Consider the following 26,647-nt stretch of genomic DNA (forward strand, 5'->3'; position numbering starts at 1 on the left):
CGCACGAGAACCACCCAAGGAGGAGCCATGCCCGAGGGCCACACGCTGCACCGGCTCGCGCTCGACCTCGGCGCGCAGTTCGCCGGCACCGCGCCCGCCGTCTCGTCGCCGCAGGGCCGGCTCGCCGATGCCGCGGACCTCGTCGACGGCACCGTCCTCGAATCCACGAGCGCGCACGGCAAGCACCTCTTCCTCGACTTCGCCGGCGACCGCACCATCCACGTCCACCTCGGCCTCATCGGCACCTTCCAGATCGGCCCCGTCGGCCCGCCCCGCGGGCAGGTCCGCCTGCGTCTGGCCGACGCCACCACGGCCGCCGACCTCCGCGGCCCGCAGCTCGCAGCCCTGCGTACGCCGGCCGAGGTCGCCGCGGTCGTCGCTCGCCTCGGGCCCGACCCGTTGCGCGCCGATGCTGATCCCGAGAAGGCGTACGCGCGCATCCGCCGCAGCGGCAAGCCCATCGCCGCACTGCTGATGGACCAGACCGTGCTGTCCGGGGTCGGGAACGTCTATCGGGCCGAGGTGCTCTTCCGGAACCGACTGTCACCCTTCACCCCCGGCAGCGCCCTCAAGCCGGCGAGCTGGCGGGCGATCTGGACCGATCTGGTCGGGCTCATGCCGCTCGGCGTGCGGGACAACCGCATCGACACCGTGCGACCCGAGCACACGCCGGAGGCCATGGGGCGCCCTCCCCGCGTCGACGACCACGGCGGCGAGGTCTATGTCTATCGCCGCCACGACCTGCCCTGCTTCGTCTGCGGTCGCCTGGTGCGGACGCAGGTCGTCGAGGGCCGCAACCTGTTCTGGTGTGCCACGTGTCAGCGCCGCGGGTGAACGTCCTCGGCTGGTCGGCCGGCACGACCGCCGAGCGCATCGGCTGTCGGCTCGAGTTCGCCGACGACGGCCGCCTGCTCCAGGCCCGGCGGACCAGCGGCGAGCGCGTCGTCACGGGGTTCGGGGTGACGGGGGCGACGGTGGACGGCGTACGCGTCGGGCCACGCGAGACCTCCGCCGACATCCACCCCGACGAGGTCGAGCAGCGCTTCGCGCTGGGCGACCTGGCTGTCCGCGTACGCCACAACCTCGACCGCACCTGGCAACTGCGCCTCCTCCTCACCAATCCGACCGAGCGCCAGGTGGTGGTCGATCGACTGGGCTGGGAGGTCACCCCGGGGGCGGATGCCCGCGTGGTCGTGCACGCGGCCGGAGCCGTCGGTTCGGTGGCGTTCCACACGAGGCCCGGGTCCGTGCTCGCGTTCCGCCTGTCACGCGGTGAGTTCCGCGTGGACGACGAGGGGCTGACCTGCCCCCGCCTGGTCCTCGAGCCCGGTGCGTCGTGGTCCCTGGCGCTCCACGGCGAGTGGTACGCCGACCGCGACGCGGTGGCCGCCTCTGTCCCGGAGTGGTTCCCGGAGACGACGATCGGCGTGCTCGACGCCGGCGAGTTCGCCGTCCACCACCCCGACGCGGCCCACACGTGGCACGGCGATCGGAACGCCGGCGTACGCCTGGTCGAGGTCGCCGACGCTCGTGGCACCGCGGCCATCGAGGTCGCGGTGGCGCCGGCGATGGCCGATGAGGTGGCCCGCCTCGTGCGCGCGGCCGTCGACGCGGGCACCGTGGGCGATGCGGCCGAGGCTGTCGTCGTCGCCCTGGGCGCCACGTTGCAGGTGGACGACCGCTGCGCCGACCTCTTGGACGAGTACGCCGACCGCACCCCGGACGCCCCGTCCGCGCTGCAGGTCTGCCTCTGGTCGCGACTTGCCACGCTGGGCCGGCCGGGAATGTTCGAGCGCGCGCTCGAGACCGCGGCGCGACTCGCTCCCGGTCCCGGCACCGGACTCGCCGCCGTCCTCCTGTGGACCACCGGCATCATCGAGGGCCGCGATCCCGCCGGGTTGCGGTCGCGGGTGGAACGGTTGGGCGGTGGCGGCGACGACCCGCTCGACCCGGCCACCGTCGTGGAACTCGCGGGGCTGGCCGGCCGCAGCGACGACGTCGTGGCGCGCGCGGCCTGGGAACTGGAGCTGTTGTGCCACGCGGATCCGGGGGAGTTGTGGCCGCGACGGTCCGACGAGGAACTCGCCCGAGCGGTGGCCGTGCGTACGCTCGCCCAGGATCCCTGCGACGCGCTCGTGTCCCGGCTCCTGGCGCGGTGCGCCGACCGGGTCGACCCCCGCGACAACGCGGTCGTGCTGGCCTGGTTGGCGTTCTCGGGGAACTGAGCGTCAGCCACGCAGGCGGTTCCGGACGGCCCAGCCGCCCAATCCCGCGAGGCCGAGTCCGGCGCCCCCGAGGGCGGCCCAGGCGAGCGGGCCGGGGCCGGAGGATCGCCCGGCGGCCGAGGCGGGCGACGGCGACGGCGTGCCACTGGGGCAGTCGGCCGGGAGTCGCTCGAGTCCCGCACGCAGGAAGTCGGGCGACTGGGCCACCCACAATGTCTCCGGCCGCACGCCGGGCACTGTCACGACGCCGCCGGCGGCGACCTCCACGACGTCGTTGAGTGACCGTGGCTGTCCCCAACGGATCGTCACCGGCATCGCGAACCGGTTGGTGAACGTGATGCCGGCGCAGGCGGTCGACGCCACGAGGGTGTCCGTGCGGCCGTCACCGCACTCGGCCTGGGTCGTCAGCTCGGCGAGCACCCGGTCGCCCACCAGGACCGCGACCCGGTGGGGGCCGTCTGCCAGGGGTGGCGCGGCGACGGTGCGCCCGCCCGGGGCGACCACCGCGAGGTCGCTGATCGAATCGTCGACGCGCAGGCGCACGGCGAGGTCGGACGAAGTCCCGTTCGCGGCCCACACCGGCACGATGCGTCGCCCCTCCTCGCACTGGGCCGGACCGATCAGCGCCTTGGCGTCGAGGTCGGGCTCGGGGACCGGTGCAGGGGAGGGGGCGGGCGCGGTGGTCCCCGTGGTGGTCGACGCAGTCGTTGCGACCCTTGGGAGCGTACGGGTCGGTGCCGGGGCCTCGCTGGTGGTTCGGGTGGGCTCGCCCCGGCCTGTCGGAGGGGGAGCCTGGCGGGTCGGTGGACGCGTCGTCGCCGGAGGCCGCGTCGTCGGGGCCGGACGCGGCGGGGGCACCTGCGTGGTGGGGTCGGACGTCGTGGGCGCCGGCGCGCTGGTGGTCGTCGTCCCCCCGGGCGGCGGGACGTACCGGCTCGGCTCGGGGCCGGGGGACTCCGCGTACGCGAGGGGGATGGAGGCGCAACTCAACGCCAGCCCGAGGGGCACGGCGCACGCCAGCGGCAATCGCATGCGGGTCAGCGTAGTGGTTGAATCCCTGAACATCGGTGGATTCCGCCGGATGGTGTCCTGGACGAGGAGCGCGACCAGGCTGTTGGAGCGGATGACGGGAATCGAACCCGCGTGATCAGTTTGGAAGACTGAGGCTCTACCATTGAGCTACATCCGCGTGTGCTGCGCCGCCATGATAGCGGTCTGTTGCTGCGCCGCAAGAATAGCGGCCTGTTTCTGACCGCACGAACAGCGGCCTGTGGCATCGGGTTGGTGGTGACCGCCTTCCGGGTTAGCCTCGTCGCGTCGTCCCGCCTGACCCGGAGAGCACATGTCACAGTTCCACCCCACACCCGCGCCTGACCAGGGCACGCCCGACGGGGCGAACCGTGGCCGCACGGTGAAGATCGCCGCGATCGTCGTCGCACTCCTGCTCGTGGTCTCCGGCATCGCGTACGCGGTGTCCCGAAACCAGGGCAATCCGCCCATCGCGGCGACCCCGGCGCCCACGACTCAGGCCCCGGCGACCGACGCCCCGGCCCCGTCGTCGAGCGAACCGACCCCCGCGTCGTCCCCGTCGTCCGCGCCCACCCCCGCGGCCCCGGCCCCCGGCCCCAGCTCCAAGGCTGCCCCAGCGGGCTGCACCACGGCTGACGGCCTGATCCACGACCCGACGAAGTTCAAGGTCGAGGCGCGGGGCGTCGACTCCCGCATGATCACGGTCGGCAAGGACTCCGACGGCAACCCGGGCGCACCGCCCCCCTCCGAGAGCCAGACGACGGCCTATTACAGCGGCAGCCCCGAGGTGGGCGCGACCAGGGGCAACACGATCCTCACGATCCACACCTACTCCCCGAAGAACGGCGCCAACGCACTCGGCAACAAGCTCTATTCGGACACCCAGGGCCTCAAGGTCGGCGACGTCATCAAGATCACCGACGGCGACGGCAAGCAGGTCTGCTACCGCTACACGGGCAACAAGAAGGTGTGGGTCAACAGCTATGACCCCAAGTCGGGCGTCTTCCACAACCTCACCGGGCCGCCCCAGTTGGCCATCATGATCTGCTGGGACCACAACGCCAGCAACAACGAGTGGGACTCGCGCATCATCTTCTACGCCTCCCTGATCCCGGTCGGACAGTGAGCGGTGACCGCGGCTCGGCCGGGCGCTGATCACCGGGCCGATTCGTGGGCGGGGGCGTTGGCCCCTACACTCGGGAGGGTTCCCCTCGGGGAAACGGGGCGTAGCGTAGTGGCTAGCGCGCCTGCTTTGGGAGCAGGAGACCGCAGGTTCGAGTCCTGTCGCCCCGACGGGATCGCCGGTCCGCCGGCGCCTCGCGTACGCCGCCGTGCGTGCGACCAGAGCCAGAGAACTTGCCAGAGTACGCAGATCGACAAGACGATCACGTCACACCACGTCACACAGGGAGTGGACCTTGCCTAGCACCGTTGAGAAGCTGAGCCCGTCGCGGGTCAAGATCACCGTTGAGGTGCCTTTCGCCGAACTGAAGCCCGCGTTGGAGAAGGCCTACCGCGACATCGCGTCGCAGGTGAACATCCCGGGCTTCCGCGCCGGCAAGGTGCCCCCGATGGTGATCGACCAGCGATTCGGCCGCGGCGTCGTGCTGCAGGAGGCCATCAACGCGGCCCTGCCGGAGCAATACAGCAAGGCGATCACCGAGAGCGGCCTCAACCCCCTGGGTGAGCCGGAGGTGGAGGTCACCAAGCTCGAGGACAACGACGTGGTCGAGTTCACCGCCGAGGTGGACGTGCGCCCCGAGTTCACGGTCCCGGCCTTCGACAAGGTCAGCGTCGAGGTCGACCCCATCGACGTCACCGACGACCAGGTCGACGAGCAGATCGAGACCTTGCGCCAGCGCTTCGGCACCATGAAGGACGTCGACCGCGCCGCCGGCGAGGACGACGTCGTCACCATCGACCTCGTGGGGGCCAAGAACGGCGAGCAGCTCGAAGAGGCCACCGCCGAGGGCATCCAGTACAAGCTGGGCTCGGGCGGCATGCTCGACGGACTCGACGAGGCCGTGACCGGGCTCAAGGCCGGCGAGTCGAAGGAATTCACCTCCGAGCTGGTCGGCGGTCCGCTGCGCGGCGAGAAGGTCGACATCACCGTCACGGTGGCCAAGGTGCAGGAGCAGGAGCTCCCCGAGGTCGACGACGAGTTCGCCCAGATGGTGTCGGAGTTCGACACCGCCGACGAGATGCGCGACGACCTCAAGAAGTCGCTCGGCCAGATGGGGCGCCTCGAGCAGGCCGCGAACGCGCGTGACAAGGTCCTCGAGGCCGTCATCGCCGACGTCGACATCGACCTCCCGACGACGCTGCTCGAGGCCGAGACCAACGCGCGCCACGAGCAGATCCAGCAGCAGCTGGCGCAGGCCGGGCTGACGCTCGACCAATACCTCGAGGACGGCGACACCGACCAGACGGCCGAGGAGTTCTGGGCCGAGGTCGACGAGCGCTCCGCCGACGCGCTGAAGGCCCAGATCGTGCTCGACCAGGTGGCCGACGACAACGAGATCGGCGTCGACCAGAACGACATGACCCAGCACATCATCCGCAAGGCCCAGCAGAACGGCACCTCGCCGGACCAGGAAGCCCAGCACATGATGGAGCACAACCACATGGCTGAGTGGATGACCGAGATCCGCCGCGGCAAGGCCCTGGCGCTGATGGTCGAGGCGGCGAAGGTCACCGACACCGACGGCAACGACCTGAACCTCAAGAACCTGCGCGGCGACGGCACGTACGCCGACGAGGACGACGCCGAGGGCGACCCCGCGGTCGAGCTCGCCGATTCCGCCGACGCGGGCGAGGCCGAGGCTGACACGGCCGACGAGAAGAAGGCTGACGAGAAGAAGGCCGACAAGGACTCCGACGCCTGAGTCGTTCCACCAGCGGTCCGCCCCACGGATCGGCATCTGACATCGACGGCGGTCGCCCTGCGGGGTGGCCGCCGTCGTCGTGTCCCGGCCGGACCCCCGCCTCAACTACCGTGTGGCCATGACCGACGACCTCGACGCACTCGCCGATCGCGCCGACCAGTTGACCCGACGCCTCGAGGGGGCCGCGGCCTCGCGCCTGCGGGCGCGTACCGTCGCCGACCCCAGGGGCGTCATCACGTTCGAGATGGACGACCGCAACGAGTTGGCCCACGTCAAGGTGAGCCCGAGTTGGCGCAACCTGTCCGCCGACCAGCTCAGCGACGCCTGCGTGGAGGCCTACCAGGCTCTCGGCGACGCGATCCTGAATGACTGGGCCGAAGCACTGACGGCCGATGACGGCGCTGCGACGCCGCCGGTGCGTCCGGCACAGGGTCGTGGTGAGTTCTCGCTCCCGCCGGACGAGGTGCTGATGGCGTCGATGGAGCGCACGGCCCGCCAGTTCGAGCGGCTCGAGCAGTTGGAGGCCACGCGTCTGCGCGGTGACGTGCCCGTCGAGGACGAGGACCCCGTGGTCGGCAGGTCGCGCGACCAGCAGGTGACGGCCACGTTCAGCCCCGACGGCATGCTGACCGGCGTGGAGGTCTCTGGTGCCTGGACCTCCGGATCCCCGGTGCGCCTCGGGGAGGCGATCGCCGAGGCGATCCGCGATGCGGTGGCCCAGGGGGAGCGTCGCGAGGCCGAGCGGGAGCGCAACCCGTACGCGGCGCTGTCCGACGAGTTCGCCCGAGCCCAGAACCAGACCCGCAGCATGCTCCGTCGCTCCGGACTCGTATGACGAACCGGAAATGACCGGTTCGTGAGGTGCGGGGGGTGACCCCGCGTCCTCGCAGACTGGCCTGCAGGAGGTTCTCATGAGTGAGTCACAGCCCGACGCCACGTTCGAGTGGCCCACCGCGCGTGCGAGCGGCAGCCCCTTGATGCCCCTGCCCGCCCAGGGGCGCGTGGAGGGGGTCGCCGCATCGGCGCAGCGCGACAGCGAGGAGGCCGAGGCCGCCGCCGACCGCGAGCAGGGCGAGGTGTACGCCGCCCAGGTCGGCGGGGGCAGCGTCGAGGCGGGGGTCGACGGCGGTGTGGACGGTGGCGTGGAGGCCGGCATTTGGGAACGGATCGGCCCGCCCGATGTGGCGGGAGGTGCGCCTCCTGCCCCGGTGGACCCACCGGTGGCGGAGCAGCCGCAGGCCACCATGCCTGTGGAGGACGTTCCCGTCGCCCGTGATCCGGATGTGCCTGCGCCGGATGTGCCTGCGCCGGCGGACGGCGACCAGCGGCCTCCTGCCGAACCTGTGGTGGAGGTTCCCGAGGACGCCCAGAGGCTGACCGCCGATGGCGCGGTCGCCGACGAGAAGGTCGCGGTGACACCCGACGGCTCGGTCGTCGACACGCGCGGCGCCGACACGGTCCTCAACCTGAAGTCGGGCGAGACCGTCACCGTCAACAAGGAGGGCAGGGTCGTGGTCGACGGGTCGGCCGAGGGGGAGTCGGACCGCTGCGAACTCCGCGGCAGGGCCACGCTCGAGCTCGAGAACGGCACGAAGGTCGCTTCCGGACCGGATGGCGTCAAGGTCACGACCCCCGAGGGGCAGAGCTTCACGGTGAAGCCCGACGGCACGGTCGAGGTGGACCTGCCCGAGGCCGGGACGGATACACCGGAGCCCGGTGAACAGGGCCCGGGGGAGAACGGCCCGGGGGAAGGTGGCCCGAAGGAGGGCGAGCCGGGTGAGGAGAAGCCCGGTGAGGAGAAGCCCGGTGAGGGCGAGCCCAAGGACCCCGGCGAGTTCACGCCGCCCCCGGGGTCGGGAAACCAGGGTTCGGGCACGGGATCGGGTTCTGGAACGGGAGCGGGATCGGGTTCTGGCTCGGGATCGGGTTCTGGCTCCGGCTCTGGGACCGGTTCCGGCACCGGCACCGGGTCGGGAACCGGCGACGGCACGGGAACGGGCACGGGCACCGGCACGGGGACCGATTCGGGCACGGGCACGGGGACTGATTCCGGCACGGGGACCGGCGACGGCACGGGCACGGGCTCCGTCACCGTCGACACCGAGACCCTGCGCTCCAACGCTTCGGCCTGGGACCACCTCGCCAGTGACCTCAAGGACGTGGGATCGCAGGTGGACGGCCTGAGCATCGAGGCCGTCGACTTCGGGGTCGCCCAGGCGCTGCACGGGGGCTACGACGCCCTGCGTACGGCCATGAAGGGACTCACCGACGAAGGCAGCGCCGAGTTCACCGACATCGCCCAGGGCCTGCGTGATTCCGCGCAGAGCTACGACAGCAACGAGCAGCAGAACACGGCCGTGGCCGGCCAGATGGTCTGAGGAGGACGACATGGGTTGGGGATTCATCGGAGACGGCCTCGAGGCCGTGGGCGACGGGCTGCAGGGTGCGGGCGACATGCTCACCGGGACCGGAAAGGCGCTCACGGGCGACTTCGACGGTGCCCGCGAGAGCTTCGGCGACGCGGGCGGCCACTTCGTCGACGCGGGCGGGAACCTGGTGGAGGCGACCACCGGCGTGACGCAGTTCGCGCTGGCGCCCGGGCTCTACGTCGCCAAGGAGGCCTGGGACAGCCTCGGCAAGATGTGGGACGCGCTCGAGGGCGTACGCAACCGCGTGGAGTCGTGGCTCGACGGTCTCTTCAACCCGCTGCAGTGGATCTTCGACAAGGTGAAGTCGGTCTTCTCGAGCATCTGGGACGTCTGCGGCAGCTTCATCGAGAAGGCGCGCGAGATCCTGCGCGGCTTCAACGCGCCCGAGACGCTGCAGCAGGCCGCCCAGAAATGGCGCGAAGGTCCCTCCAAGGCCGTCGCCGCCATGATCCCCACGGTCAGCCAGCGTTCCGAGCTCGCGAAGTCGGGCTGGCAGGACGAAGCTGGCCGCGCGTACGCCGCCCGTGTCCCAGCGCAGGTCCAGGCGGTTGCCGAGACCAAGGTCCTGTGCGACACGACAGCGACCGCCCTGGAGGACACGTCGAAGGCGCTGCTGGCCTACTACACCGACTGCGGCGGGCTGGTCGGCCGCCTGTACGCAGCCACCCACGGCTCGCCGGGAAGCCTGTTCAGCCTGCAGGGGCTCAACAGCATCTTCGGCGGCGGCATCATGAACCTCATCAACACCATCAAGGGCATGGTGAAGTTCGCGAGCGAGATGCAGCGGATCCAGAAGGGGATGGCCGTGGCCGTCACGAACTCCCCGGCGTTCCCCGGCGGAAAATGGCCGGTCGCCCAGCAGGGCGGGGGCGGTACGCCGCCGCCGACCTGCCAGCCCCCGGGGTCACCGACGATCCAGACCGCGCCGTACACGCCGCCGCCGAGCACGGGGCAACCGGACGTGGTGGCTGTGTAATTGCGTCGATCCGGGCGAGCCTGCGTACGCGTTTGAGTCCCGAAAGGTCGTTCGAGGCGGTTCGAACAGACTCAAACAACCTTTCGGGACTCGAACAGCCTCAGGATCCCAGCTCGCGCAGCGCCGGGGCGACGTCTTCGGCGAACTGGTGCAGGAACCGGGCCTGGTCGTGGCCCGGGCCGTGGAACACGAGGTGGTCGAAGCCGAGGTCGGTGTAGAACCGCACCCTCTCCACGACCTCGTCGGCGCTGGAGGCGACGATCCAGCGCTTCGCGACCTGCTCGATCGGCAGCGCGTCGGCCGCCGCCTCCATCTCGCGCGGGTCGCTGATCGAGTGCTTCTGCTCCTTGGTGAGCGACAGCGGCGCCCAGAACCGCGTGTTCTCGAGGGCGCGCTCGGGGTCGCGGTCATAGGACAGCTTGATCTCGATCATCTTGTCGAGCTCCGACTCGGAACGGTCGTTCAGCGCGAGACCCTCGCGTACGGCCGGCATCAGCTCGTCGCGATAGAGCTCTTCGCCCTTGCCCGAGGTGCAGATGAAGCCGTCGGCCTGGCGACCGACATATTTCGCCATCGTCGGCCCGCCGGCGGCGACATAGACCGGGATCGGCTTCTCGGGCCGGTCATAGATCACCGCGTCCTTCGTCCGATAGAAGTCGCCCTCGAAGGTCACGTGCTCGCCGGTCCAGAGCTGCCGCATCAGGCGTACGCTCTCGCGCAGCCGGGCGAACCGCTCCTTGAAGTCGGGCCACCCCTCCTGGCCGACGGCGATCTCGTTGAGCGCCTCGCCCGAGCCCACGCCGAGCATGATGCGGCCCGGGTGGAGGCAGCCGAGGGTCGCGAACATCTGCGCCAGCACCGCGGGGTTGTAGCGGAAGGTCGGCGTGAGCACCGACGTGCCGAGCATGATCCGCTCGGTGCGGGCGCCGACGTGCGCGAGCCACATGAGCGAGTTGGGCGCGTGGCCGCCGGTGTGGCGCCACGGCTGGAAGTGGTCGGAGATGGTCGCGGAGTCGAGGCCGACCTCCTCGGCGAGCACCGCGAAGTCGGCGAGCTCGCGCGGGGCGAACTGCTCGGCAGAGGCCTTGTAGCCGATCTTGATCATGATTCTCCTCGGTCTGTGGCTGGCGGGTGGGTCAGGCGGGGGTCAGGACGTCGTCGGGAACCGGGTCGCGTCCGGGGGTGGTGACGGCCGGCGTGCGGCTGGTGTGCTCGTGCAGGGCCAGCGCGACGACCGAGGCCAGCACGACGGCGAACCCGGCCCACTGGGTCGGCCGCAGGTGGCCGCCGAGCGCGATGACGCCCACCGCGGCGGCGGTCAGCGGGAACGCCAGCTCGGCCAGCGTCGCTCGGCTCGCGGGCGTCGAACGCAGCCCGTAGTAGTAGAGGACCAGGGCGATCAGTCCCGGTACGAGCGCCAGGCTCGCGATGCGGGGGAGCGCGGCTGGCGCGATCGTGTACGCCGACCCGGTCGCCGGCACGATCGCCGCGAGGGCCAGCATGCCGAAGAAGAACCGGAGGGCCGTGACGTGGGCGAACGAGAGCTCGGCGCTGGCGCGGCGCCCCAGCACGGTCCCGAGCGCCCACAGCAGCGCGGAGCCGAGGCCGAGGAGCGCCGGGACGAGGGCGCGTACGCCCACCCCCGCGGGGTTCGGGAAGGCGAGGAGCCAGGCACCCGCCAGCGCCGGCACGGCGAACAGCCAGAACCGGGGCCGCAGGCGCTCGCCGAGCAGGGCCGCGGCCAGGGCGATGGCCATCACCGGCTGGAGCTTCTGCAGGACCTGGGGCGTGATCGGGTCGCCGAAGCGGAAGGCGAGGGTGAACAGCGTCGTGGCCAGGGCCGACGCGCCCGCCCCGATCACGACCGTCTCGACCTTGGCCCGGGCGGAGGCTCGCCACCACGCCTTCAGCGCGCCGACGAGCACGGGGCTGACGAGCGCCACCAGCACGAGGTGCTCCCACCAGACGATGGTCGGGGCGGCGTATTGCTTCGACAGCGGAGCGCGGAGCAGGCCCGAGAAGCCCCAGAGCGAGGCGGCCAGCGCGATGAGCCAGGTGCGGTCGCCGAGGCGGGGGAGCCCGGAGGATGCGGGGGAGTCGTTCACGCGCTCGAGGCTAGCGCGGCGGGTCAGCGCGCGGGGAGCGCGTCCGCCAGTGCGGTGAGCCAGGGGCGGGGGTCGAGACGCTGGTCGGCCAGCCATGCGTCGTCGAAATAGGTGTGGGCGTACCGGTCGCCGGCGTCGCAGAGCAGCGTGACGATCGAGCCGCGCGCGCCGGCCGCGCGCATCTCGGTCACCAATCGCGCGACGCCCACGATGTTGGTCCCGGACGAGCCGCCCACCCGGCGCCCGACGCGTTCGGACAGGAAGCGGGCGCCGGCGACCGACGCGGCGTCCGGGACCGCGATCATGCGGTCCACGACGCCGCCCACGAAACTCGGCTCGACGCGGGGCCGGCCGATGCCCTCGATGCGGGAGCTGCCGTCGACGGTGACGGTGTCGTCGTCGGCGCACCACCCGTCGAAGAAGGCCGAACCCTCGACGTCGACGACGCACAGGCGCGTGGCGAGCTTGTGATAGCGGAGGTGGCGCCCGAACGTGGCGCTCGTGCCGCCCGTCCCGGCCCCCACGACGACCCAGGTGGGGGCGGGGTGCGGCTCCAGCGCCAGCTGGGCCAGCGTCGACTCGGCGATGTTGTTGTGGCCCCGCCAGTCGGTGGCGCGCTCGGCGAAGGTGAACTGGTCCATGAAGTGGCCACCCAGCTGGGCGGCCAGGCGCCGCGACTCGCGGCACATCGCGTCGGCGCGGTCGACGAAGTGGCACTCGCCGCCCTCGGCCTCGATCAGGCGTACCTTCTCGGGACTGGTCGTCCGCGGCATCACCGCGATGAAGCACAGGCCCAGCATGCGCGCGAAATAGGCCTCCGACACCGCCGTGGAGCCCGACGACGCCTCGACCACCGGGGTGGTGGGGGAGAGCCAGCCGTTGACGAGGGCATACATGAACAGTGATCGGGCCAGCCGGTGCTTCAGGCTGCCCGTCGGGTGGGTCGACTCGTCCTTCAGATAGACGTCGATGCCCCAGTCCGTCGGCAGCTCGAGGCGGTGGAGGTGGGTGTCGGCCGACCGGTTGGCGTCCGCGTCGAGCAGGCGTACGCAGCGCGCGGTCCACTCGCGGGCCGCGAGGTCGCTGCGGTCGACGGATCGGACGCTGGCCCACGGGTCCACGCGTACCTCCTGGTCTGGGGGGTCATCGGGCCGGTCTCGACCTCCGGTCAGCCTAGCCCGCGAGGGCCCGTCGGGTGCGCCCACAGCGAACATCAGCCGCCCTCGCTCAGGATTGTCGCCCGCGCCGGGTAGGTTCGACGTCGTGAACAACATTCCGCTGAACCCGATGCTGGCCGCCGGTGGCACCGGCGTGAGCATGTCGGACAACGTCTACCAGTCGCTGCTGGCGAACCGCATCATCTTCCTCGGCTCCGAGGTGCGCGATGACAACGCCAACGCGATCTGCGCCCAGATGCTCCTACTCAACGCCGAGGACGCCGAGAAGGACATCTACCTCTACATCAACTCACCGGGCGGCTCGGTCGACTCCGGCATGGCGATCTACGACACGATGCAGTGGATCTCCAACGACGTCGCCACAGTGGCCATGGGCCTCGCGGCGTCGATGGGCCAGTTCCTGCTGTCGGCGGGCGCCAAGGGCAAGCGGTACGCCCTGCCCCACAGCCGCATCATGATGCACCAGCCGTCGGGCGGCCTCGGCGGCACCGCGTCCGACATCCGCATCCAGGCGGAGCAGTCGCTCCACCTCAAGAAGGTCCTGGCCGAGCTGATCGCCGAGCAGACCGGCCAGACCGTCGACCAGATCAACGCCGACTCCGACCGCGACCGCTGGTTCACCGCCCAGCAGGCGCTGGACTACGGCTTCATCGACCACGTCTACGAGAACGCGTCGCAGATCAGCGGCAACGACGCGCCGAACCAGTGAGGACCACAGGAATGAACGTCAACGACCTCGCCCGGTTCAACATGGAGCAGCGGGAGGAGGCCCTCCCGGGCGGCCTGGCCCCGGCCGGCCCGCGCTCCGACTACTACATCCCGCAGTGGGAGGAGCGCACGAGCTATGGCGTGCGCCGCGTCGACCCCTACACCAAGCTGTTCGAGGATCGCATCATCTTCCTCGGCACTCCGGTGAGCGACGACATCGCGAACGCGATCATGGCCCAGCTGCTCTGCCTGCAGTCGATGGACGCCGACCGCCAGATCTCGATCTACATCAACAGCCCCGGCGGCTCGTTCACCGCGATGAGCGCGATCTACGACACGATGCGCTACATCAAGCCCGACATCCAGACCATCTGTCTCGGCATGGCGGCGTCGGCCGCGGCCGTGCTGCTGGCCGCCGGCACGAAGGGCAAGCGCCTCGCCCTGCCGAACTCGACGGTGCTGATCCACCAGCCCGCGATGGGCCAGTCGTCGTTCGGCCAGAGCTCCGACCTGGAGATCCAGGCCAACGAGATCCTGCGCATCCGCTCGCTGATGGAGCAGATGATCTCCGATGCGACCGGCCAGGACGTCGACAAGATCAGCCGCGACGTCGAGCGCGACAAATACCTGACGGCCCCCGAGGCCAAGGAATACGGCATCATCGACGACGTCCTGATGTCGCTGAAGGACGCCTGATCGGCTGATCCCGCCACCGCGTACGCAGCGGCCCGCACCCCCGCCCGGGTGCGGGCCGTTCGGTGTCTTCCGAGGTCGCGGGGAGAGGGAAACCTCCGCCCCCGCGGACGCGCGTACGCGCCCCGTCCGGTCCTACGGTCGAAGCGATCGGGGACGCGGGTCCCCGGATGACGCGGGGGATCTGAGATGACGTTGCGACGGTGGTGGGCCCTGGCGGTGGCCCTCGTGGTGAGCACCCTGGGTGTCGGGGCCGGCGTACTCGCGGCCCACGGCGGCCAGAAGGCCCCGAGGCCGATCTTCTCCGAGGGCCATTCGGCCGATCCCGGGGTGGCGGTGACCGACAAGGGCGTGCGGGTCTATCTGACCGGCGGCCGCGTGCTCGGGGCCGACCGCGTGGGCGGGAAGTGGACCGTCGAGCGACGCCAGGCCGTACCCGGTGGCTATGGCTCGTGGGCCACGGGCGAGGGCGCCGCGTGGGCTCCCGACGCGGTGCGCCGCCCGGACGGCAAGTGGCTCTTCTACTACTCCGTGCAGGCCAAGAGCATGCCGGGCACCCAGCGCTGCATCGGGGTCGCCATCGGCGACAGCGCGAACGGCCCGTTCCAGGCGCGCGGCGACCGCCCGCTGATCTGCCCCCACCGCGGTGAGGACGAGGTGCAGGGGCGTCCGGTCAAGGATTCCGGCGTCATCGACCCGTCACCGGTGGTGACCGACCAGGGCCGCTTCCTGCTCTACAAGACCCAGACGGCGCCCGGCTCGATCCGCCTGGTGAAGCTGACCGACGACGGCCTGCACGTGCAGGGCAGGAGCCGCGAGCTCATCCAGCGCCGCGACAGCGTCGAGAACCCGACCATCGTCCAGCGCGGCAAGCACTTCATCCTGTTCGTCTCGAACAACTGGTACGACCAGTGCCGGTATGCCACCGCCTGGCGCCGTTCGACCGACATCTGGAGCTTCGCCGACAAGCCCGAGCACACGCTGCTCGACCAGAAGAACACGGGCATCTGCGGACCCGGCGGGGCCGATGTGGTCGACGGCACCGGGAACAACGACCAACTGATCCTCCACGGCTGGGTGTGCGAGGGCCTGAAGCCCTGCCCCATGACGGGCGTGGTGCCGAAGACGGCACACCGCGTGCTGTACGCAGCCAACCTCGGCTGGGGTGCCGATGGCGTCACGCCGACGCTGAAGGGCTTCGTGGAGCCGGGGGACGACCCGAAGCCGACGGTCACGCCGAAGCCGTCGCAGACGCCGAAGCCGTCCGGTACGCCGAAGCCGACGGTCACGCCGAAGCCGTCGGTCACGCCGAAGCCGTCGGTCACGCCGAAGCCGACGGTCACGCCGAAGTCTTCCGGGACGCCGACCGTGACCCCGAAGCCCGCGACGCCGAAGCAGACGGTGACTCCCGTGCCGAGCGAGCCGGTGCCCAGCGAGCCGGTGCCCAGCGAGCCGGTGCCCACCCCCGCGCCGAACGAGCCCGCGCCGAGCGAGCCCGGCGTACCGGCCCCGAAGCCGGCGGACCCGAAGCAGTACGACGAGCACGGGGGACTGGCCAACACCGGTCGGTGACCCGGGGGCGGTCCTGCGCTGTCAGCGAACACGCCGCCCAGACCGACCGATCCGCGCTCCGAGCGGGTAGTTTCGGGGGCGTCCGATTCCCTCGGACGCATCCCGCAGCCGACCCGACCAGGAGTTGACACATGGCGCGCATCGGAGAGAGCGGCGACCTGCTCAAATGCAACTTCTGCGGCAAGAGCCAGAAGCAGGTCAAGAAGCTCATCGCGGGCCCCGGGGTCTACATCTGCGACGAGTGCATCGACCTGTGCAACGAGATCATCGAGGAGGAGTTCTCCGAGGGATCTGACATCGGGCTGCTGGATGACCTGCCGAAGCCGCGCCAGATCTGCGAGTTCCTCGATTCGTACGTGATCGGCCAGTCGGCGGCCAAGAAGGCCCTGGCGGTCGCGGTCTACAACCACTACAAGCGGGTCCAGGCCCAGGCCGCGTCGACCACGCCGCGCCGCGCCGCGGAGGATGACGGGGTCGAGCTCGGCAAGTCGAACATCCTGCTGATCGGGCCGACGGGCTGCGGCAAGACCTATCTGGCGCAGACGCTCGCGAAGATGCTGAACGTGCCGTTCGCCATGGCCGACGCCACCGCGCTGACCGAGGCGGGCTATGTCGGCGAGGACGTCGAGAACATCCTGCTCAAGCTGATCCAGGCGGCCGACTTCGACGTGAAGAAGGCCGAGACCGGCATCATCTACATCGACGAGATCGACAAGGTCGCCCGCAAGAGCGAGAACCCCTCGATCACGCGCGACGTGTCGGGGGAGGGCGTCCAGCAGGCGCTGCTGAAGATCCTCGAGGGCACCACCGCCTCGGTGCCGCCGCAGGGCGGCCGCAAGCATCCCCACCAGGACTTCATCCAGATCGACACCACCAACGTGCTGTTCATCGTCGGCGGGGCGTTCGCGGGGCTCGAGCACATCATCGACCAGCGCATCGGCAAGCGACCGATCGGCTTCAACAACGACGCCGAGAGCCGCCGGGTCGAGAACGACGACCCGTTCTCCCAGGTGCGCCCCGAAGACCTCACGAAGTTCGGCCTGATCCCCGAGTTCATCGGCCGCCTGCCGATGATCTCGACGGTGACGCCCCTCGACCGCGAGGCGCTGATCCGCATTCTCGTCGAGCCCCGCAACGCGCTGGTGAAGCAGTTCCGCAAGCTGTTCGAGCTCGACGGCGTCGAGCTCGAGTTCACCGACGACGCCATCGAGGCGGTGGCCGACCTGGCGCTGGCGCGTGGGACGGGTGCGCGCGGGCTCCGGGCCATCCTGGAGGAGGTGCTCCTCAACGTGATGTATGACGTCCCGTCCGAGGAGGACATCGCCCAGGTCGTGATCAGTGCCGAGGTCGTCAACGACTCCGCACTCCCGACGCTGGTGCCGCGGTCGCAGGCCCCGAAGCGGGAGCGGCGCAGCAAGAGCGCCTGAGCGATCGACCCAGAAAGACTCCAGGACCGTCCACACCCGTGGGCGGTCCTCTCTGCTTCCCGCGTACTCGCATCGGGCATCGGTGCGTGTGAAAAGTGCGCGGGTGTGCGCGTTCTGCGGTGGGGGGTGGGTGTGAGGGTGCGTTCTGGGCGCGGGTGTGCGCGTTCTGCGGTGGGGGGTGGGTGTGAGGGTGCGTTCTGGGCGCGGGTGTGCGCGTTCTGCGGTCGGGGGTGGGTGTGAGGGTGCGTTCTGGGCGCAGGTGTGCACTTTTCACCACGCTCGTGGACGGTCCTTCTCATGTCCGACATTTTCCGACAGGATGTGCGACGCACCGCGCCGTTGCGGTGTCGAACGAGGAGATCACTGATGTCGCACAGCACCGCCGAGCTCGACGAGCACCTGTCGTCCGACCCGTCCCAGGTGAGGAGGGTCGCGATCGCGTCGGCGTTCGGCACCGGGATCGAGCTCTATGACTTCCTGATCTTCGGCCTGGCCGCGGGGCTGGTCTTCCCCAAGCTCTTCTTCCCCCAGTCCGACCCGCTGGTCGGAACGCTCCTCGCCTTCATGACCTTCGGTGCCGGCTTCGTGTCCCGCCCCATCGGCGGTCTCGTGTTCGGCCACTTCGGCGATCGCGTGTCGCGGCGCCTGATGCTCGTCATCTCGCTCGCCACCACCGGCCTGTGCACGCTCCTGATGGGCTGCCTCCCGACGTACGCCACCATCGGGGTGGCCGCGCCGATCCTCCTCGTGGTCCTGCGCATCCTCCAGGGCTTCTTCATGGGCGGCGAGCAGTCGGGCGCGTTCCTCATGGTGACCGAGCACGCGCCGGCCGGCCGCAAGGCCTTCTTCGGCGCCTCGGCGACCGCCGGCTCGCCCATCGGGTCGATCCTCGGTCTGCTCGCCTTCCAGATCACCGCGGCGGCCACCGGCCCGAGCTTCCTCACCTGGGGCTGGCGCATCCCGTTCCTGCTGTCGGTCGTGCTCATCGGCATCGGCCTGTGGGTGCGTCTGGGGCTCCACGAGTCCCCGGTCTTCAAGGCCATGCAGAGCGAGCGCGAGACGACCGGTCACCTGCCCATCGCGGGCGTGATGAAGAAGGGGCTGGGGCTGATGGTGGCCGGCATCCTGGTGCAGCTCGGCTTCAACCAGTTCATCTTCATCATCAACTCGTTCTCGAACGCCTACGGCACCCAGCAGCTCAAGATGAGCCGCCAGGACCTGCTCGTGAGCGGCCTGGCCGGCTCGGCCGCCATGCTGATCACGGTCTTCATCGCGTCGGCACTGGCCGATCGCATCGGCCTCTTCTCGACCATGATGATCGGTGCCGTGTTCCAGATCGCCTGGGCGTTCCCGTACTTCTGGTTGTTCAACACCCGCAGTGTCCCGATGCTCTATGTCGCGGTCGTCGTGGCCTATATCGGTCTCAGCTTCGTGTTCGGACCCATGGCCGCGTACTTCGTCAGCCTGTTCGACCCCGAGCACCGCTATTCGGGCGTCGCCCTGTCCTACAACGTCGGCGCCGTGCTCGGCGGCGGACTGTCGCCCTTCGTCGCCCAGTGGCTGATGAAGGACGGCTATGGCTCGACGGGCATCTCGACCTACATCCTGCTCGGCGGCGTCCTGTCGGTCATCGGCCTGCTGATGAGCCGCAAGCGTGTCGCGACCCACTTCCCGCGCCGCGTGCGTTCCTGAACCCCGTACGCGGACCCCGGCGGGTCAGCGCGGAACGACCGGCGGGGCGTACCCGCACAGCACCTCGCGGGCCCGCGTCGGGTCCTCCGGGAACGTGAACGCCGTGAGGCGTGGCGCGAGCCGCAGGTTCTCCATGAACCGTTCCCGGGTCATCGGCGCGGTGACCGCCTCGAGCAACACCGGCAGGTCGCCGCACTTCAGCGCGGCCGCCGCGTTGGTGATGTGGCGGTTGGTGAGTCGGTCGTTGTCGACGAAGCGCGCTGCCTGCCAGGCCGGGTCGGTGGGGCGGTGCCCCATGCGCGCCACCTGGGGGTGTTCGGGCTTGGCACGCGAGGTGACGGCGTCGGTGAGCGCGTGGCGGTCGACCAGGTGGACGTCGACGCCGGCCGTGACGGCCTGGATGCCCATGTTGTCGGCCACCAGGTAGGTGCGGCGGTCGACGGCGTCGAAGAGGATGCCGACGGGCCGATGCTGCGGATCAGCCCTCCGACGGCGGGCCTCCTGGTCGAGGCGCGCGCGTTCGTCGTAGGTGGCGCGCCCGAAGAGATAGCCGAGCAGTCGGTCGTCGCGATAGTAGGAGCGGCCCAGCGCGCGGTCCCAGGCGACGTCCTCGGCGTCGCGCGTGGACGCCGACCCGCGCCAGTCGGTGATCAGCACCGATCGGTGGGCGAGCGTACGGCTGTGCCAGAAGGCCCTCTCGTTGGCGACGCCGAGCTGGTTGGGGGTGCCCGCGTACTCGTCGGTCATCACGTCGATGGTGTCGGTGTAGGCGACGCGCGCGCCGCTGCCGACGGCCATCGCCCACCCGAGGCCGAGGGCCGCGGCGACAGTGCGCAACTGCTGACCCGGGCGTACGCCGATGACCGCAACCGGCAGGAGCAGCGCGAACACGGGCGGGAGCAGGAACCGCGCATGCATGAAGTCGCCGCCGACACGAACGACGTACGCGGCGTGCAGCACTGCGGGCACGACCGGGCACACCACCGTGACCAGCAGCCGCCAGTCGCGGGCGCGGGCCCAGCCGACCGCCGGACCGGCGATCAGCGCCGCGCCGAGCAGGAGCGGGAACCAGACCGAATAGGGGACGGCGAAGTCGCGCAGGTAATAAAGGCCCTGCTGCAGCTTGCTCGCTCCCGCATCCTTCGCCAGCGCCGTGTTCGGCACGAGCGCGGCGAAATAGCCCATCCGGAAAACCTGATAGGCCGCGGGGACCAGGACCGCCGCGACGAAAGCGCCCAGCCAGCCCAGGAGGCCGAACCGGCTCTGGACCAGGAGAGCGACCGCGAACGCGACGGCGTACAGGGCCGCGTCCGGCCGGACGAGCCAGCCGAGCCCGATGACGAACGCGGGCCACACGGGCCACCACGCAGCCGTGGCCGGCTCACCCTGTGCGGGGACGCGACGCACCAAGAGCCAATAGCAGAGCGCCAGCCAGCAGAACGTCAGGCTCGTCTCGAGCCCCGAGGTGGCGAAGTCCCAGAACGGGGGCAGGGCGACGACCGCTGCCGTGCCGAACGGCAGGAAACCCACGAGGTCGCTGGCGCTCCTGCGGGCGACGCGCACGCCCGCGAGGGTGGCCAGCGTGATCGCCAGCGTGGTCAGGACGACGCCGAGGACGACGCTGACCAGCCCGAGGTCGGCGCCCGGGGCGAGGAGGTGCAGTCCCGCGACGAGGGCGAGCCACAGCGTGCTCGTCCCGGCCTCGACGCGCTCGCCGGAGTTGAAGACGAAGCCGTTTCCGGCGAAGAGCTGCTGCAGGATGCGGATGTTGATCCATCCGTCGTCGGACACCCACCGAAGCAGCCAGCCGAGGGCGGCGATCGCGAGGATCGGGGCGAAGAGCGCGGCGAGGCTCGCGGTGCCGCCCTCGAGATTCCCCAGTGCCGGGACGCGGGCAGCGGCGTCCGCCGTCCACGCCCGCGCGCGCTCCATCCCGCTCGGTCCCTGCGCCGTCCCCGCGGGTCGTGCGCCGACCGGCTGCGTCTGCGCCACGCGTCAGCCGTTCGCGTCGGCGAGCTGGACGTCGACGGACAGCGGTGTGGGCGAATCGACCCACAGCACCTCGCCGGTGAGGCGTCCGACGGCGCGCAGGTCGGGCTCGATCGCCTGCAGGCGCTGCACGACATCGGCCGGCCCGTCGAACTCGGCGCGGGTCGCCTCGGTCTTCATCGACACCTTGGCCGTCGACTTGGCGCCGCGGATCGCGATGAGCGCGGCCGCGATGTCGTCGAGGAGCGACTCGTCACCCTCGTCGGGAAGCGCGTCGGTCGTGGGCCACGCGGCGCGGTGGACCGAGCCCTCGCGGAACCACGACCACACCTCCTCGGTGACGAAGGGCAGGAACGGCGCGAGCAGGCGCAGCACGGTGTCGAGCGTCGTCGTCAGCGCGGCCCGGGCGGAGGCGGCGGCCTCGTCACCCTGGGCGCCGTACGCCCGCTCCTTCACCAGCTCGAGGTAGTCGTCGCAGAACGACCAGAAGAACGTCTCGGTCACCTCGAGCGCCCCGGTGTAGTCGAACCGCTCGAAGGCGCGGGTCGCCTCCCCGACGACCGTACGCAGCCGCGCGAGCAGCGCGAGGTCGACAGGATTGGTCGGCGCGACGTCGGTCGCGCCATAGCCCAGCACGAACTTCGACGCGTTGAGCACCTTCATCGCGAGGCGGCGGCCGACCTTCATCTGAGTCTCGTCGAACGGCGAGTCGAGCCCCGGGCGGGCCATCGCCGCGCGCCAGCGCACGGCGTCGGCGCCGAACCGGTCGAGGATGTCGGTGGGCACGACAACGTTGCCCTTGGACTTCGACATCTTCTTGCGATCGGGGTCCACGACAAATCCCGACACCGTCGCGCGGCGCCACGGCAGCGAGCCGTGCTCGAAGTGGGACCGCACCACGCGCGAGAACAGCCAGGTGCGGATGATGTCGTGGGCCTGCGGCGCCATGTCCATGGGGAAGGTCAGGGCGAACAGCTCGGGGTCGCGCTCCCAGCCGCAGGCGATCTGGGGGCTCAGCGACGAGGTGGCCCAGGTGTCCATGACGTCCGGGTCACCGACGAAGCCGCCGGGCTGGTTGCGCTGGTCCTCGGTGAACCCGGGCGGGCAGTCGGAGCTCGGGTCGACCGGCAGCGTGTCCTCGGCCGCGGTGATGGGGTTCGCGTAGTCGGGCTCGCCGTCGGCGTCCAGCGTGTACCAGACGGGGAAGGGCACGCCGAAGAAGCGCTGGCGCGAGATCAGCCAGTCGCCGTTCAGGCCGCCGACCCAGTTGTCGTAGCGGTGTTTCATGTGCTCCGGCACCCACGCGAGCTCCTCGCCGCGGGCGAGCAGGTCCTGTTTCAGCGCCTCGTCGCGGCCACCGTTGCGGATGTACCACTGGCGCGTCGACACGATCTCGAGCGGCTTGTCGCCCTTCTCGAAGAAGTTGGCCTTGCGCTCGGTCTTCTTCGGCTCGCCGTCCAGGTCGCCCGACTCCCGCAGCATGGCCACGAGCGCCTCGCGCGCCGAGAACGTGGTCTTGCCGGCGAGCTCGGCGTACGGCTCGGGGTGGGTGAGCCACTCCGGCGTCTCGCGGAGCAGGCGCCCGTCGCGGCCGATCACCGTGCGGGTCGGCAGCTGCAGCTCGCGCCACCAGGTCACGTCGGTGAGGTCGCCGAACGTGCAGCACATGGCGATGCCGGCGCCCTTGTCCATCTCGGCGGCCGGGTGGGCCACGACCGGGATCTCGACGCCGAAGAGCGGCGACGTCACCGTGGTGCCGAACAGGGCCTGGTAGCGCTCGTCGTCGGGGTGGGCGATCAGCGCGACGGCGGCGGGGATGAGCTCGGGGCGCGTGGTCTCGACAAAGACCTTCTCGCCGTCGGGGCGGGCGTACGCGATGCGGTGGTAGGCGCCGGGATAGTCCCGCGCCTCCAGCTCGGCCTGCGCCACCGCGGTCTGGAACGTCACGTCCCACATCGTCGGCGCCTCCGAGAGGTACGCCTCCCCGCGCGCGTGGTTGCGCAGGAACGCGCGCTGGGCGACCGTGCGCGACGCGTCGGAGATGGTCTCGTAGAGCAGGCTCCAGTCGACCGACAGGCCCACGCGGCGCCACAGGTCCTCGAACGCCTTCTCGTCGATCGCCGTCAGCTCGTGGCACAGCTCCACGAAGTTCTTGCGGCTGATCGGCACCTGCTTCTTCGGGTCCGGCTTGGCCGGGGGCGTGAACGCGGGGTCGTACGCCACCGTCGGGTCGCAGCGCACCCCGTAGTAGTTCTGGACGCGGCGCTCGGTCGGCAGGCCGTTGTCGTCCCAGCCCATCGGATAGAAGACGTGCTTGCCGTTCATGCGCTGGTAGCGCGCCATCACGTCGGTGTGGGTGTAGGAGAACACGTGGCCCACGTGGAGCGAGCCGGACACGGTCGGCGGGGGAGTGTCGATGGAGAACACCTCGGCGCGTGAGGCGGGGCGGACGAACGCGTACGTCTTGTCCTGCGCCCAGACCGCGGCCCACTTGTCCTCCAGCCCCTCGAGGGCGGGCTTGTCGGGGACGCGGGAGGCGAGCGGCGCAGAAGTCATGGGGTGAATCCTATTGAGCGAGGCCCCGGTACGCACGTCGGTTGCGCGGACCGGGGGCCTGCGGGGCGGGGGGATCCGGGGTCAGCGGGCCTTCTGCCGGCGGGCTCCCCAGAAGGCCATGCCGAAGATCAGGGCGAGGCTGACCCACAGGGCGTACTTGTCGACCATCATCACGATGTCCACCGCGCGCTGGCCCGCCGCGTACCCCAGCCCGGCGATGAGGCCGACCCACAGCGTCGTGGACAGGATGTTGAGGGCGAGGAAGGCCGGCAGGCGCAGCTTCTGCCAGCCCGCGAACGCGTACGCGGCGGCGGTCGGGACGCCGGGGAGCACACCGATGAGGACGGCGACCGCGCCGACCCACTTCGGCAGGTGCTCGGCGCGGTCCACGCGCTCCTGCATCTTCGGGTTGGGGATGAACAGCCGCACGATGCGGCCGCCCCAGCGGCGACCCATCCACCAGAAGAGCCAGTCGAACTTGATGGAGCCGATGACGCCGGCGACGATCACGAGCCACAGGGGAGCCTGGCCGATGCGCGCGAACGCGGCTCCGGCACCGATCGCCGAGGTGTTGCCCGTGATGAACTCGAGCAGCACGGGGTTGCGACCCAGCAGGAACGGCTTGATCGGGATCATCGCGAGCGAGAGGGCGAAGGCGACGCCCATGCAGATGACCAGCGCCCTGTCGGTCCGCGTGGCCTTCCCCTCCCAGGGGATCACCTGACGCATGGCCGCGCGGCCCTCGGCGATGCGCTGCTCCTGGAGCTCTTCCTTGGTCAGAGGGCGCTCCGTCTCGGTCGTCACGGGCTGCTCGGTGTCGGGGGCCTTGTCGGGGTGCTCGGTCATGACTCCACTCTCACATCGAAGCGGGCAGCTGACCGGTGACGTGGCACACCGGCCGGCGGGACCGTGTCACTGCAGGCCCATGACAGATCTCACTCAGCGGGCCAGCCGCATGATCTCGGCGCGCAGCGACTGCGGATCGGCGGTCAGGTTCGCGGTGGCGAGCTTCTTCCCGTTCACCGTCAGGGTCGGTGTGGAGGTGATGCCGTCCTTCGCCGCGGTCGTGTCGACGCCCTTGACGAAGGCCTGGTGGCGCTGCTCACGCACGCAGGCACGGAACCCGTTGATGGCCGCGCCGCTGATGCCGGCCGCCTCGGCGATCTCGCCGGTGAGCTGGTTGTCGGTGAACCCGTCGCCTTCCTGGGCGGGCTGGTGGGCGAACAGGGCGCGGTGATAGGCCGCGTAGTGTCCGGCCACATCGGCGCAGGCGGCCGCGTTGGCGGCGCGGGCGGAGGAGTCGTTGCGCAGGTTGGTGTCGAGGAAGGTCATGGTGTGCACCTCGAGGCCCACCTCACCCTTGGCCGCCATGTCGTCGAGGACGTCACCGAACAGCTTCTCGAACCGTCCGCACGCTGGGCACTGGTAGTCGGCGTAGACCTTCACGACGGGTTTGCCGGAGCCCTTGCCGGGATTGGCGACGATGCCGTCACGCGCGGCCGTGGCGTGGGGCGGGACGCCGGGCTCGGTCGACGGCGAGCCTGTGGTCGGCGTGCGCCCGGGCAGGGTCGACAGGGTGGTGAGCGCGCGCCAGGCGGCGAAGCCGCCGATGGCCAGGAGCAGGACCACGACGCCGGCGACGATCGCGACGACGGGGCCGTTCTTCTTCGGCGGGTGCCCGCCGTTCACGGGACCCGGTTGCGCCCCCTGGCCCTGGGGAGGTTGCGCCCACTGGCCCGGCTGCCCCTGCTGTGGCTGTCGCCACTGGCCCTGCCCGCCGGGAGGGGGCTGGTGGCTCACTTCGCCGCCGCGTCGATGGCCGCCTTCACTGCGGTCTTGTCGCCGACGAAGTTCTTGGTCTCGACGACCTTGCCGTTGACCTTCACCGAGGGCGTGCCGGTGATGCCGGCCTCGCCCGCCTTGACGTCCATGGAGTTCACGTACGACTTGAACTTGCGCGACGTGAAGCAGCTCTCGAACGACTGGGCCTGGTCACCGGTGATGCCGGCCTGCTGGGCGAAGTCCTTCTTCAGCTGGTCGTCGGTGTAGCCGACCCCCTCCTGCGCGGGCTGGTTCTTGTAGACGGTGCGGTGGTAGGCCGCGTAGTGACCCGCCGCATCCGCGCACACCGCCGCGTTCGCGGCGCGCTCGGAGGCGTCGTTGCGGAGGTTCGTGTCGAGGAACTTCATGGTGTGGTTCTCGAGCTGGATGTCGCCGGCGTTCGCCAGCTCTTCGAGCTGGGGGCCGACGCGGTCCTCGAACTGCTTGCAGGCGGGGCACTGGTAGTCCTGATAGATCGCCACCACCGGGGCGCCGGGCTTGGCCTTGCCGGGGTTCATGACGATGCCGCCCTTGTCCTTGGTCGCGTTCGGCGGGATGTTCGCGGCCTCCGCCTCGCGGAACTTGATCACGGCGAACGCGATGCCGGCGATGAGCGCCAGGGCCAGCAGCCCGCCGACGATGGCGAACACGGTGCGCTGGTTCTTGCGGCGCTTCGCCTCGGCGATCTGGGCGGCGCGCAGTTCGGCGCGGCGGCTGCCCTGCTTGGCGGGCTTCGGCTTGCTCATCGGTGTTCCTTTGCGGGGTCAGGGCGGTGGTCGTGGGTGTCGGTGACGTCGTCGTCGGGGTCTTCGTCGTCGTCGAGATCGGCGTACGCGGCCGCGTACGACGGCTCGCCGAACAGGCGCTCGTCGAGGCTGAAGGGCGTACGCGGGCGCCAGACCAGCCAGGCGCCCAGGAGGAAGAGGCCGAGGTCGCGCGCGATCTCGACCGGATATTTGCGGCGCGCCTCCTCCCACGCGATCTCGCCGCCGCCGCCGAAGCAGCCACAGTCGATCGCGATGCCGCGCGCCCAGGCGGCGGCGATGCCGATGATGAAGGCGAGCATCATCAGCGAGCTGAGCAGGCCGGCCCAGCGAGTCAGGAGACCGAGGATCAGCAGGAGGCCGACGACGATCTCGACCATCGGCAGGGCATAGCCCACCACGAGCGCCAACTCGTAGGGGAGGATCTGGTAGCCCCGCACCGCGAGCACCGACTCGTCGAGGTGGAGGATCTTCGCGCCGCCGGCCCACAGCCACACGACGCCGAGCACGAGGCGCGCCGCCAACCCGATCCAGTCGGGCAGGCCGTGTCGCCGACGGGCAGCGGTCGCGACATGCTCGGGGCTCATGGCCCACAGCA

At 70.6% G+C, this 26,647-nt stretch carries 21 protein-coding genes, 2 tRNA genes and 1 pseudogene; 13 read left to right on the plus strand and 11 right to left on the minus strand.

Annotation, left to right across the window (positions count from 1 at the left end; genetic code table 11):
• The first annotated feature begins 27 nt into the window (after positions 1-27).
• Positions 28-834, plus strand: coding sequence for an Fpg/Nei family DNA glycosylase (locus tag ACYVAG_RS04435; protein ID WP_460767101.1), 807 nt, complete (start codon positions 28-30; stop codon positions 832-834).
• Entirely contained in the window at positions 807-2,225 is a 1,419-nt protein-coding gene (locus ACYVAG_RS04440) for a hypothetical protein (RefSeq protein WP_460767104.1), read from the plus strand. Before ACYVAG_RS04435 ends, ACYVAG_RS04440 begins: the two co-directional genes overlap by 28 nt.
• Positions 2,226-2,228: 3 nt before the next feature.
• On the opposite strand, the gene ACYVAG_RS04445 is transcribed toward ACYVAG_RS04440, so the two are convergent.
• On the minus strand, positions 2,229-3,257 hold the full coding sequence (locus tag ACYVAG_RS04445) for a hypothetical protein (protein ID WP_460767106.1): 1,029 nt from the start codon (positions 3,255-3,257) through the stop codon (positions 2,229-2,231).
• Between the two features lie 83 nt (positions 3,258-3,340).
• Positions 3,341-3,414, minus strand: a tRNA-Gly gene (locus tag ACYVAG_RS04450).
• 153 nt (positions 3,415-3,567) lie between these two features.
• Here ACYVAG_RS04450 and ACYVAG_RS04455 point away from each other — a divergent pair.
• The 6 genes from ACYVAG_RS04455 (at position 3,568) to ACYVAG_RS04480 (ending at position 9,544) form a co-directional block, all read left to right on the plus strand.
• Complete coding sequence (locus ACYVAG_RS04455; protein ID WP_460767109.1) at positions 3,568-4,380, plus strand: class F sortase; 813 nt, start codon at positions 3,568-3,570, stop codon at positions 4,378-4,380.
• A gap of 94 nt (positions 4,381-4,474) precedes the next feature.
• Positions 4,475-4,547, plus strand: a tRNA-Pro gene (locus ACYVAG_RS04460).
• A gap of 125 nt (positions 4,548-4,672) precedes the next feature.
• Entirely contained in the window at positions 4,673-6,139 is a 1,467-nt protein-coding gene (gene tig / locus ACYVAG_RS04465; RefSeq protein ID WP_460767111.1) for a trigger factor, read from the plus strand.
• Between the two features lie 118 nt (positions 6,140-6,257).
• Complete coding sequence (locus ACYVAG_RS04470) at positions 6,258-6,974, plus strand: hypothetical protein (RefSeq protein WP_460767113.1); 717 nt, start codon at positions 6,258-6,260, stop codon at positions 6,972-6,974.
• A gap of 76 nt (positions 6,975-7,050) precedes the next feature.
• Positions 7,051-8,517 (plus strand): WXG100 family type VII secretion target, encoded by a 1,467-nt coding sequence (locus ACYVAG_RS04475; RefSeq protein WP_460767116.1) that lies wholly within the window; start codon positions 7,051-7,053, stop codon positions 8,515-8,517.
• A 10-nt stretch (positions 8,518-8,527) separates the two neighbouring features.
• Positions 8,528-9,544 (plus strand): hypothetical protein, encoded by a 1,017-nt coding sequence (locus ACYVAG_RS04480; protein ID WP_460767119.1) that lies wholly within the window; start codon positions 8,528-8,530, stop codon positions 9,542-9,544.
• Between the two features lie 100 nt (positions 9,545-9,644).
• Here the strand turns inward: ACYVAG_RS04480 and fgd are convergent, their stop codons facing one another.
• The 3 genes from fgd to ACYVAG_RS04495 are packed head-to-tail and all read right to left on the minus strand — an operon-like array spanning position 9,645 to position 12,770.
• The gene (gene fgd, locus ACYVAG_RS04485; protein WP_460768026.1) at positions 9,645-10,652 is read right to left on the minus strand and encodes a glucose-6-phosphate dehydrogenase (coenzyme-F420); all 1,008 of its coding nucleotides are present in this window, start codon (positions 10,650-10,652) and stop codon (positions 9,645-9,647) included.
• A 28-nt stretch (positions 10,653-10,680) separates the two neighbouring features.
• Positions 10,681-11,649: a DMT family transporter gene (locus ACYVAG_RS04490; protein ID WP_460767121.1), complete on the minus strand. Its 969-nt coding sequence runs from the start codon at positions 11,647-11,649 to the stop codon at positions 10,681-10,683.
• 23 nt (positions 11,650-11,672) lie between these two features.
• Complete coding sequence (locus ACYVAG_RS04495) at positions 11,673-12,770, minus strand: PLP-dependent cysteine synthase family protein (RefSeq protein ID WP_460767124.1); 1,098 nt, start codon at positions 12,768-12,770, stop codon at positions 11,673-11,675.
• A gap of 166 nt (positions 12,771-12,936) precedes the next feature.
• On the opposite strand from ACYVAG_RS04495, the gene ACYVAG_RS04500 reads away from it, so the two are divergent.
• From ACYVAG_RS04500 to ACYVAG_RS04520, 5 genes are all read left to right on the plus strand, one after another.
• Positions 12,937-13,536 (plus strand): ATP-dependent Clp protease proteolytic subunit, encoded by a 600-nt coding sequence (locus ACYVAG_RS04500; protein WP_460768028.1) that lies wholly within the window; start codon positions 12,937-12,939, stop codon positions 13,534-13,536.
• Between the two features lie 11 nt (positions 13,537-13,547).
• Positions 13,548-14,231 carry an ATP-dependent Clp protease proteolytic subunit gene (locus tag ACYVAG_RS04505; RefSeq protein WP_460767127.1) on the plus strand — a complete coding sequence of 228 codons (684 nt, stop codon included), beginning with the start codon at positions 13,548-13,550 and terminating at the stop codon, positions 14,229-14,231.
• A 186-nt stretch (positions 14,232-14,417) separates the two neighbouring features.
• A complete protein-coding gene (locus ACYVAG_RS04510; protein WP_460767129.1) occupies positions 14,418-15,800 on the plus strand; it encodes a family 43 glycosylhydrolase in 1,383 nt (460 codons plus the stop codon).
• A gap of 131 nt (positions 15,801-15,931) precedes the next feature.
• Positions 15,932-17,227, plus strand: coding sequence for an ATP-dependent Clp protease ATP-binding subunit ClpX (gene clpX / locus ACYVAG_RS04515; protein WP_460767132.1), 1,296 nt, complete (start codon positions 15,932-15,934; stop codon positions 17,225-17,227).
• Between the two features lie 366 nt (positions 17,228-17,593).
• Positions 17,594-18,919, plus strand: coding sequence for an MFS transporter (locus tag ACYVAG_RS04520; protein WP_460767135.1), 1,326 nt, complete (start codon positions 17,594-17,596; stop codon positions 18,917-18,919).
• Between the two features lie 24 nt (positions 18,920-18,943).
• On the opposite strand, the gene ACYVAG_RS04525 is transcribed toward ACYVAG_RS04520, so the two are convergent.
• From ACYVAG_RS04525 to ACYVAG_RS04550, 6 genes and pseudogenes are all read right to left on the minus strand, one after another.
• Complete coding sequence (locus tag ACYVAG_RS04525) at positions 18,944-20,911, minus strand: hypothetical protein (protein ID WP_460767138.1); 1,968 nt, start codon at positions 20,909-20,911, stop codon at positions 18,944-18,946.
• A 3-nt stretch (positions 20,912-20,914) separates the two neighbouring features.
• Entirely contained in the window at positions 20,915-23,464 is a 2,550-nt protein-coding gene (gene valS / locus ACYVAG_RS04530; protein ID WP_460767140.1) for a valine--tRNA ligase, read from the minus strand.
• Between the two features lie 81 nt (positions 23,465-23,545).
• On the minus strand, positions 23,546-24,310 hold the full coding sequence (locus ACYVAG_RS04535; RefSeq protein ID WP_460767143.1) for a DedA family protein: 765 nt from the start codon (positions 24,308-24,310) through the stop codon (positions 23,546-23,548).
• A 93-nt stretch (positions 24,311-24,403) separates the two neighbouring features.
• Positions 24,404-25,153, minus strand: coding sequence for a DsbA family protein (locus ACYVAG_RS04540; RefSeq protein WP_460767146.1), 750 nt, complete (start codon positions 25,151-25,153; stop codon positions 24,404-24,406).
• A gap of 107 nt (positions 25,154-25,260) precedes the next feature.
• On the minus strand, positions 25,261-26,031 hold the full coding sequence (locus ACYVAG_RS04545) for a DsbA family protein (RefSeq protein WP_460767149.1): 771 nt from the start codon (positions 26,029-26,031) through the stop codon (positions 25,261-25,263).
• 122 nt (positions 26,032-26,153) lie between these two features.
• Positions 26,154-26,636, minus strand: a pseudogene (locus tag ACYVAG_RS04550) (MauE/DoxX family redox-associated membrane protein); the annotation flags it as partial.
• Between the last annotated feature and the right edge of the window lie 11 nt (positions 26,637-26,647).

The organism is Mariniluteicoccus flavus, assembly GCF_054776655.1.

Excerpts from the sequence above, each read along its gene's own strand:
- ACYVAG_RS04435 (WP_460767101.1), top strand. The coding sequence starts at position 28 with ATGCCCGAGGGCCACACGCTGCACCGGCTCGCGCTCGACCTCGGCGCG.
- ACYVAG_RS04445 (WP_460767106.1), bottom strand. The coding sequence starts at position 3,257 with ATGCGATTGCCGCTGGCGTGCGCCGTGCCCCTCGGGCTGGCGTTGAGT.
- ACYVAG_RS04455 (WP_460767109.1), top strand. The coding sequence starts at position 3,568 with ATGTCACAGTTCCACCCCACACCCGCGCCTGACCAGGGCACGCCCGAC.
- ACYVAG_RS04470 (WP_460767113.1), top strand. The coding sequence starts at position 6,258 with ATGACCGACGACCTCGACGCACTCGCCGATCGCGCCGACCAGTTGACC.
- ACYVAG_RS04475 (WP_460767116.1), top strand. The coding sequence starts at position 7,051 with ATGAGTGAGTCACAGCCCGACGCCACGTTCGAGTGGCCCACCGCGCGT.
- ACYVAG_RS04480 (WP_460767119.1), top strand. The coding sequence starts at position 8,528 with ATGGGTTGGGGATTCATCGGAGACGGCCTCGAGGCCGTGGGCGACGGG.
- ACYVAG_RS04500 (WP_460768028.1), top strand. The coding sequence starts at position 12,937 with ATGCTGGCCGCCGGTGGCACCGGCGTGAGCATGTCGGACAACGTCTAC.
- ACYVAG_RS04505 (WP_460767127.1), top strand. The coding sequence starts at position 13,548 with ATGAACGTCAACGACCTCGCCCGGTTCAACATGGAGCAGCGGGAGGAG.
- ACYVAG_RS04510 (WP_460767129.1), top strand. The coding sequence starts at position 14,418 with ATGACGTTGCGACGGTGGTGGGCCCTGGCGGTGGCCCTCGTGGTGAGC.
- clpX (WP_460767132.1), top strand. The coding sequence starts at position 15,932 with ATGGCGCGCATCGGAGAGAGCGGCGACCTGCTCAAATGCAACTTCTGC.
- ACYVAG_RS04520 (WP_460767135.1), top strand. The coding sequence starts at position 17,594 with ATGTCGCACAGCACCGCCGAGCTCGACGAGCACCTGTCGTCCGACCCG.
- valS (WP_460767140.1), bottom strand. The coding sequence starts at position 23,464 with ATGACTTCTGCGCCGCTCGCCTCCCGCGTCCCCGACAAGCCCGCCCTC.
- ACYVAG_RS04535 (WP_460767143.1), bottom strand. The coding sequence starts at position 24,310 with ATGACCGAGCACCCCGACAAGGCCCCCGACACCGAGCAGCCCGTGACG.
- ACYVAG_RS04545 (WP_460767149.1), bottom strand. The coding sequence starts at position 26,031 with ATGAGCAAGCCGAAGCCCGCCAAGCAGGGCAGCCGCCGCGCCGAACTG.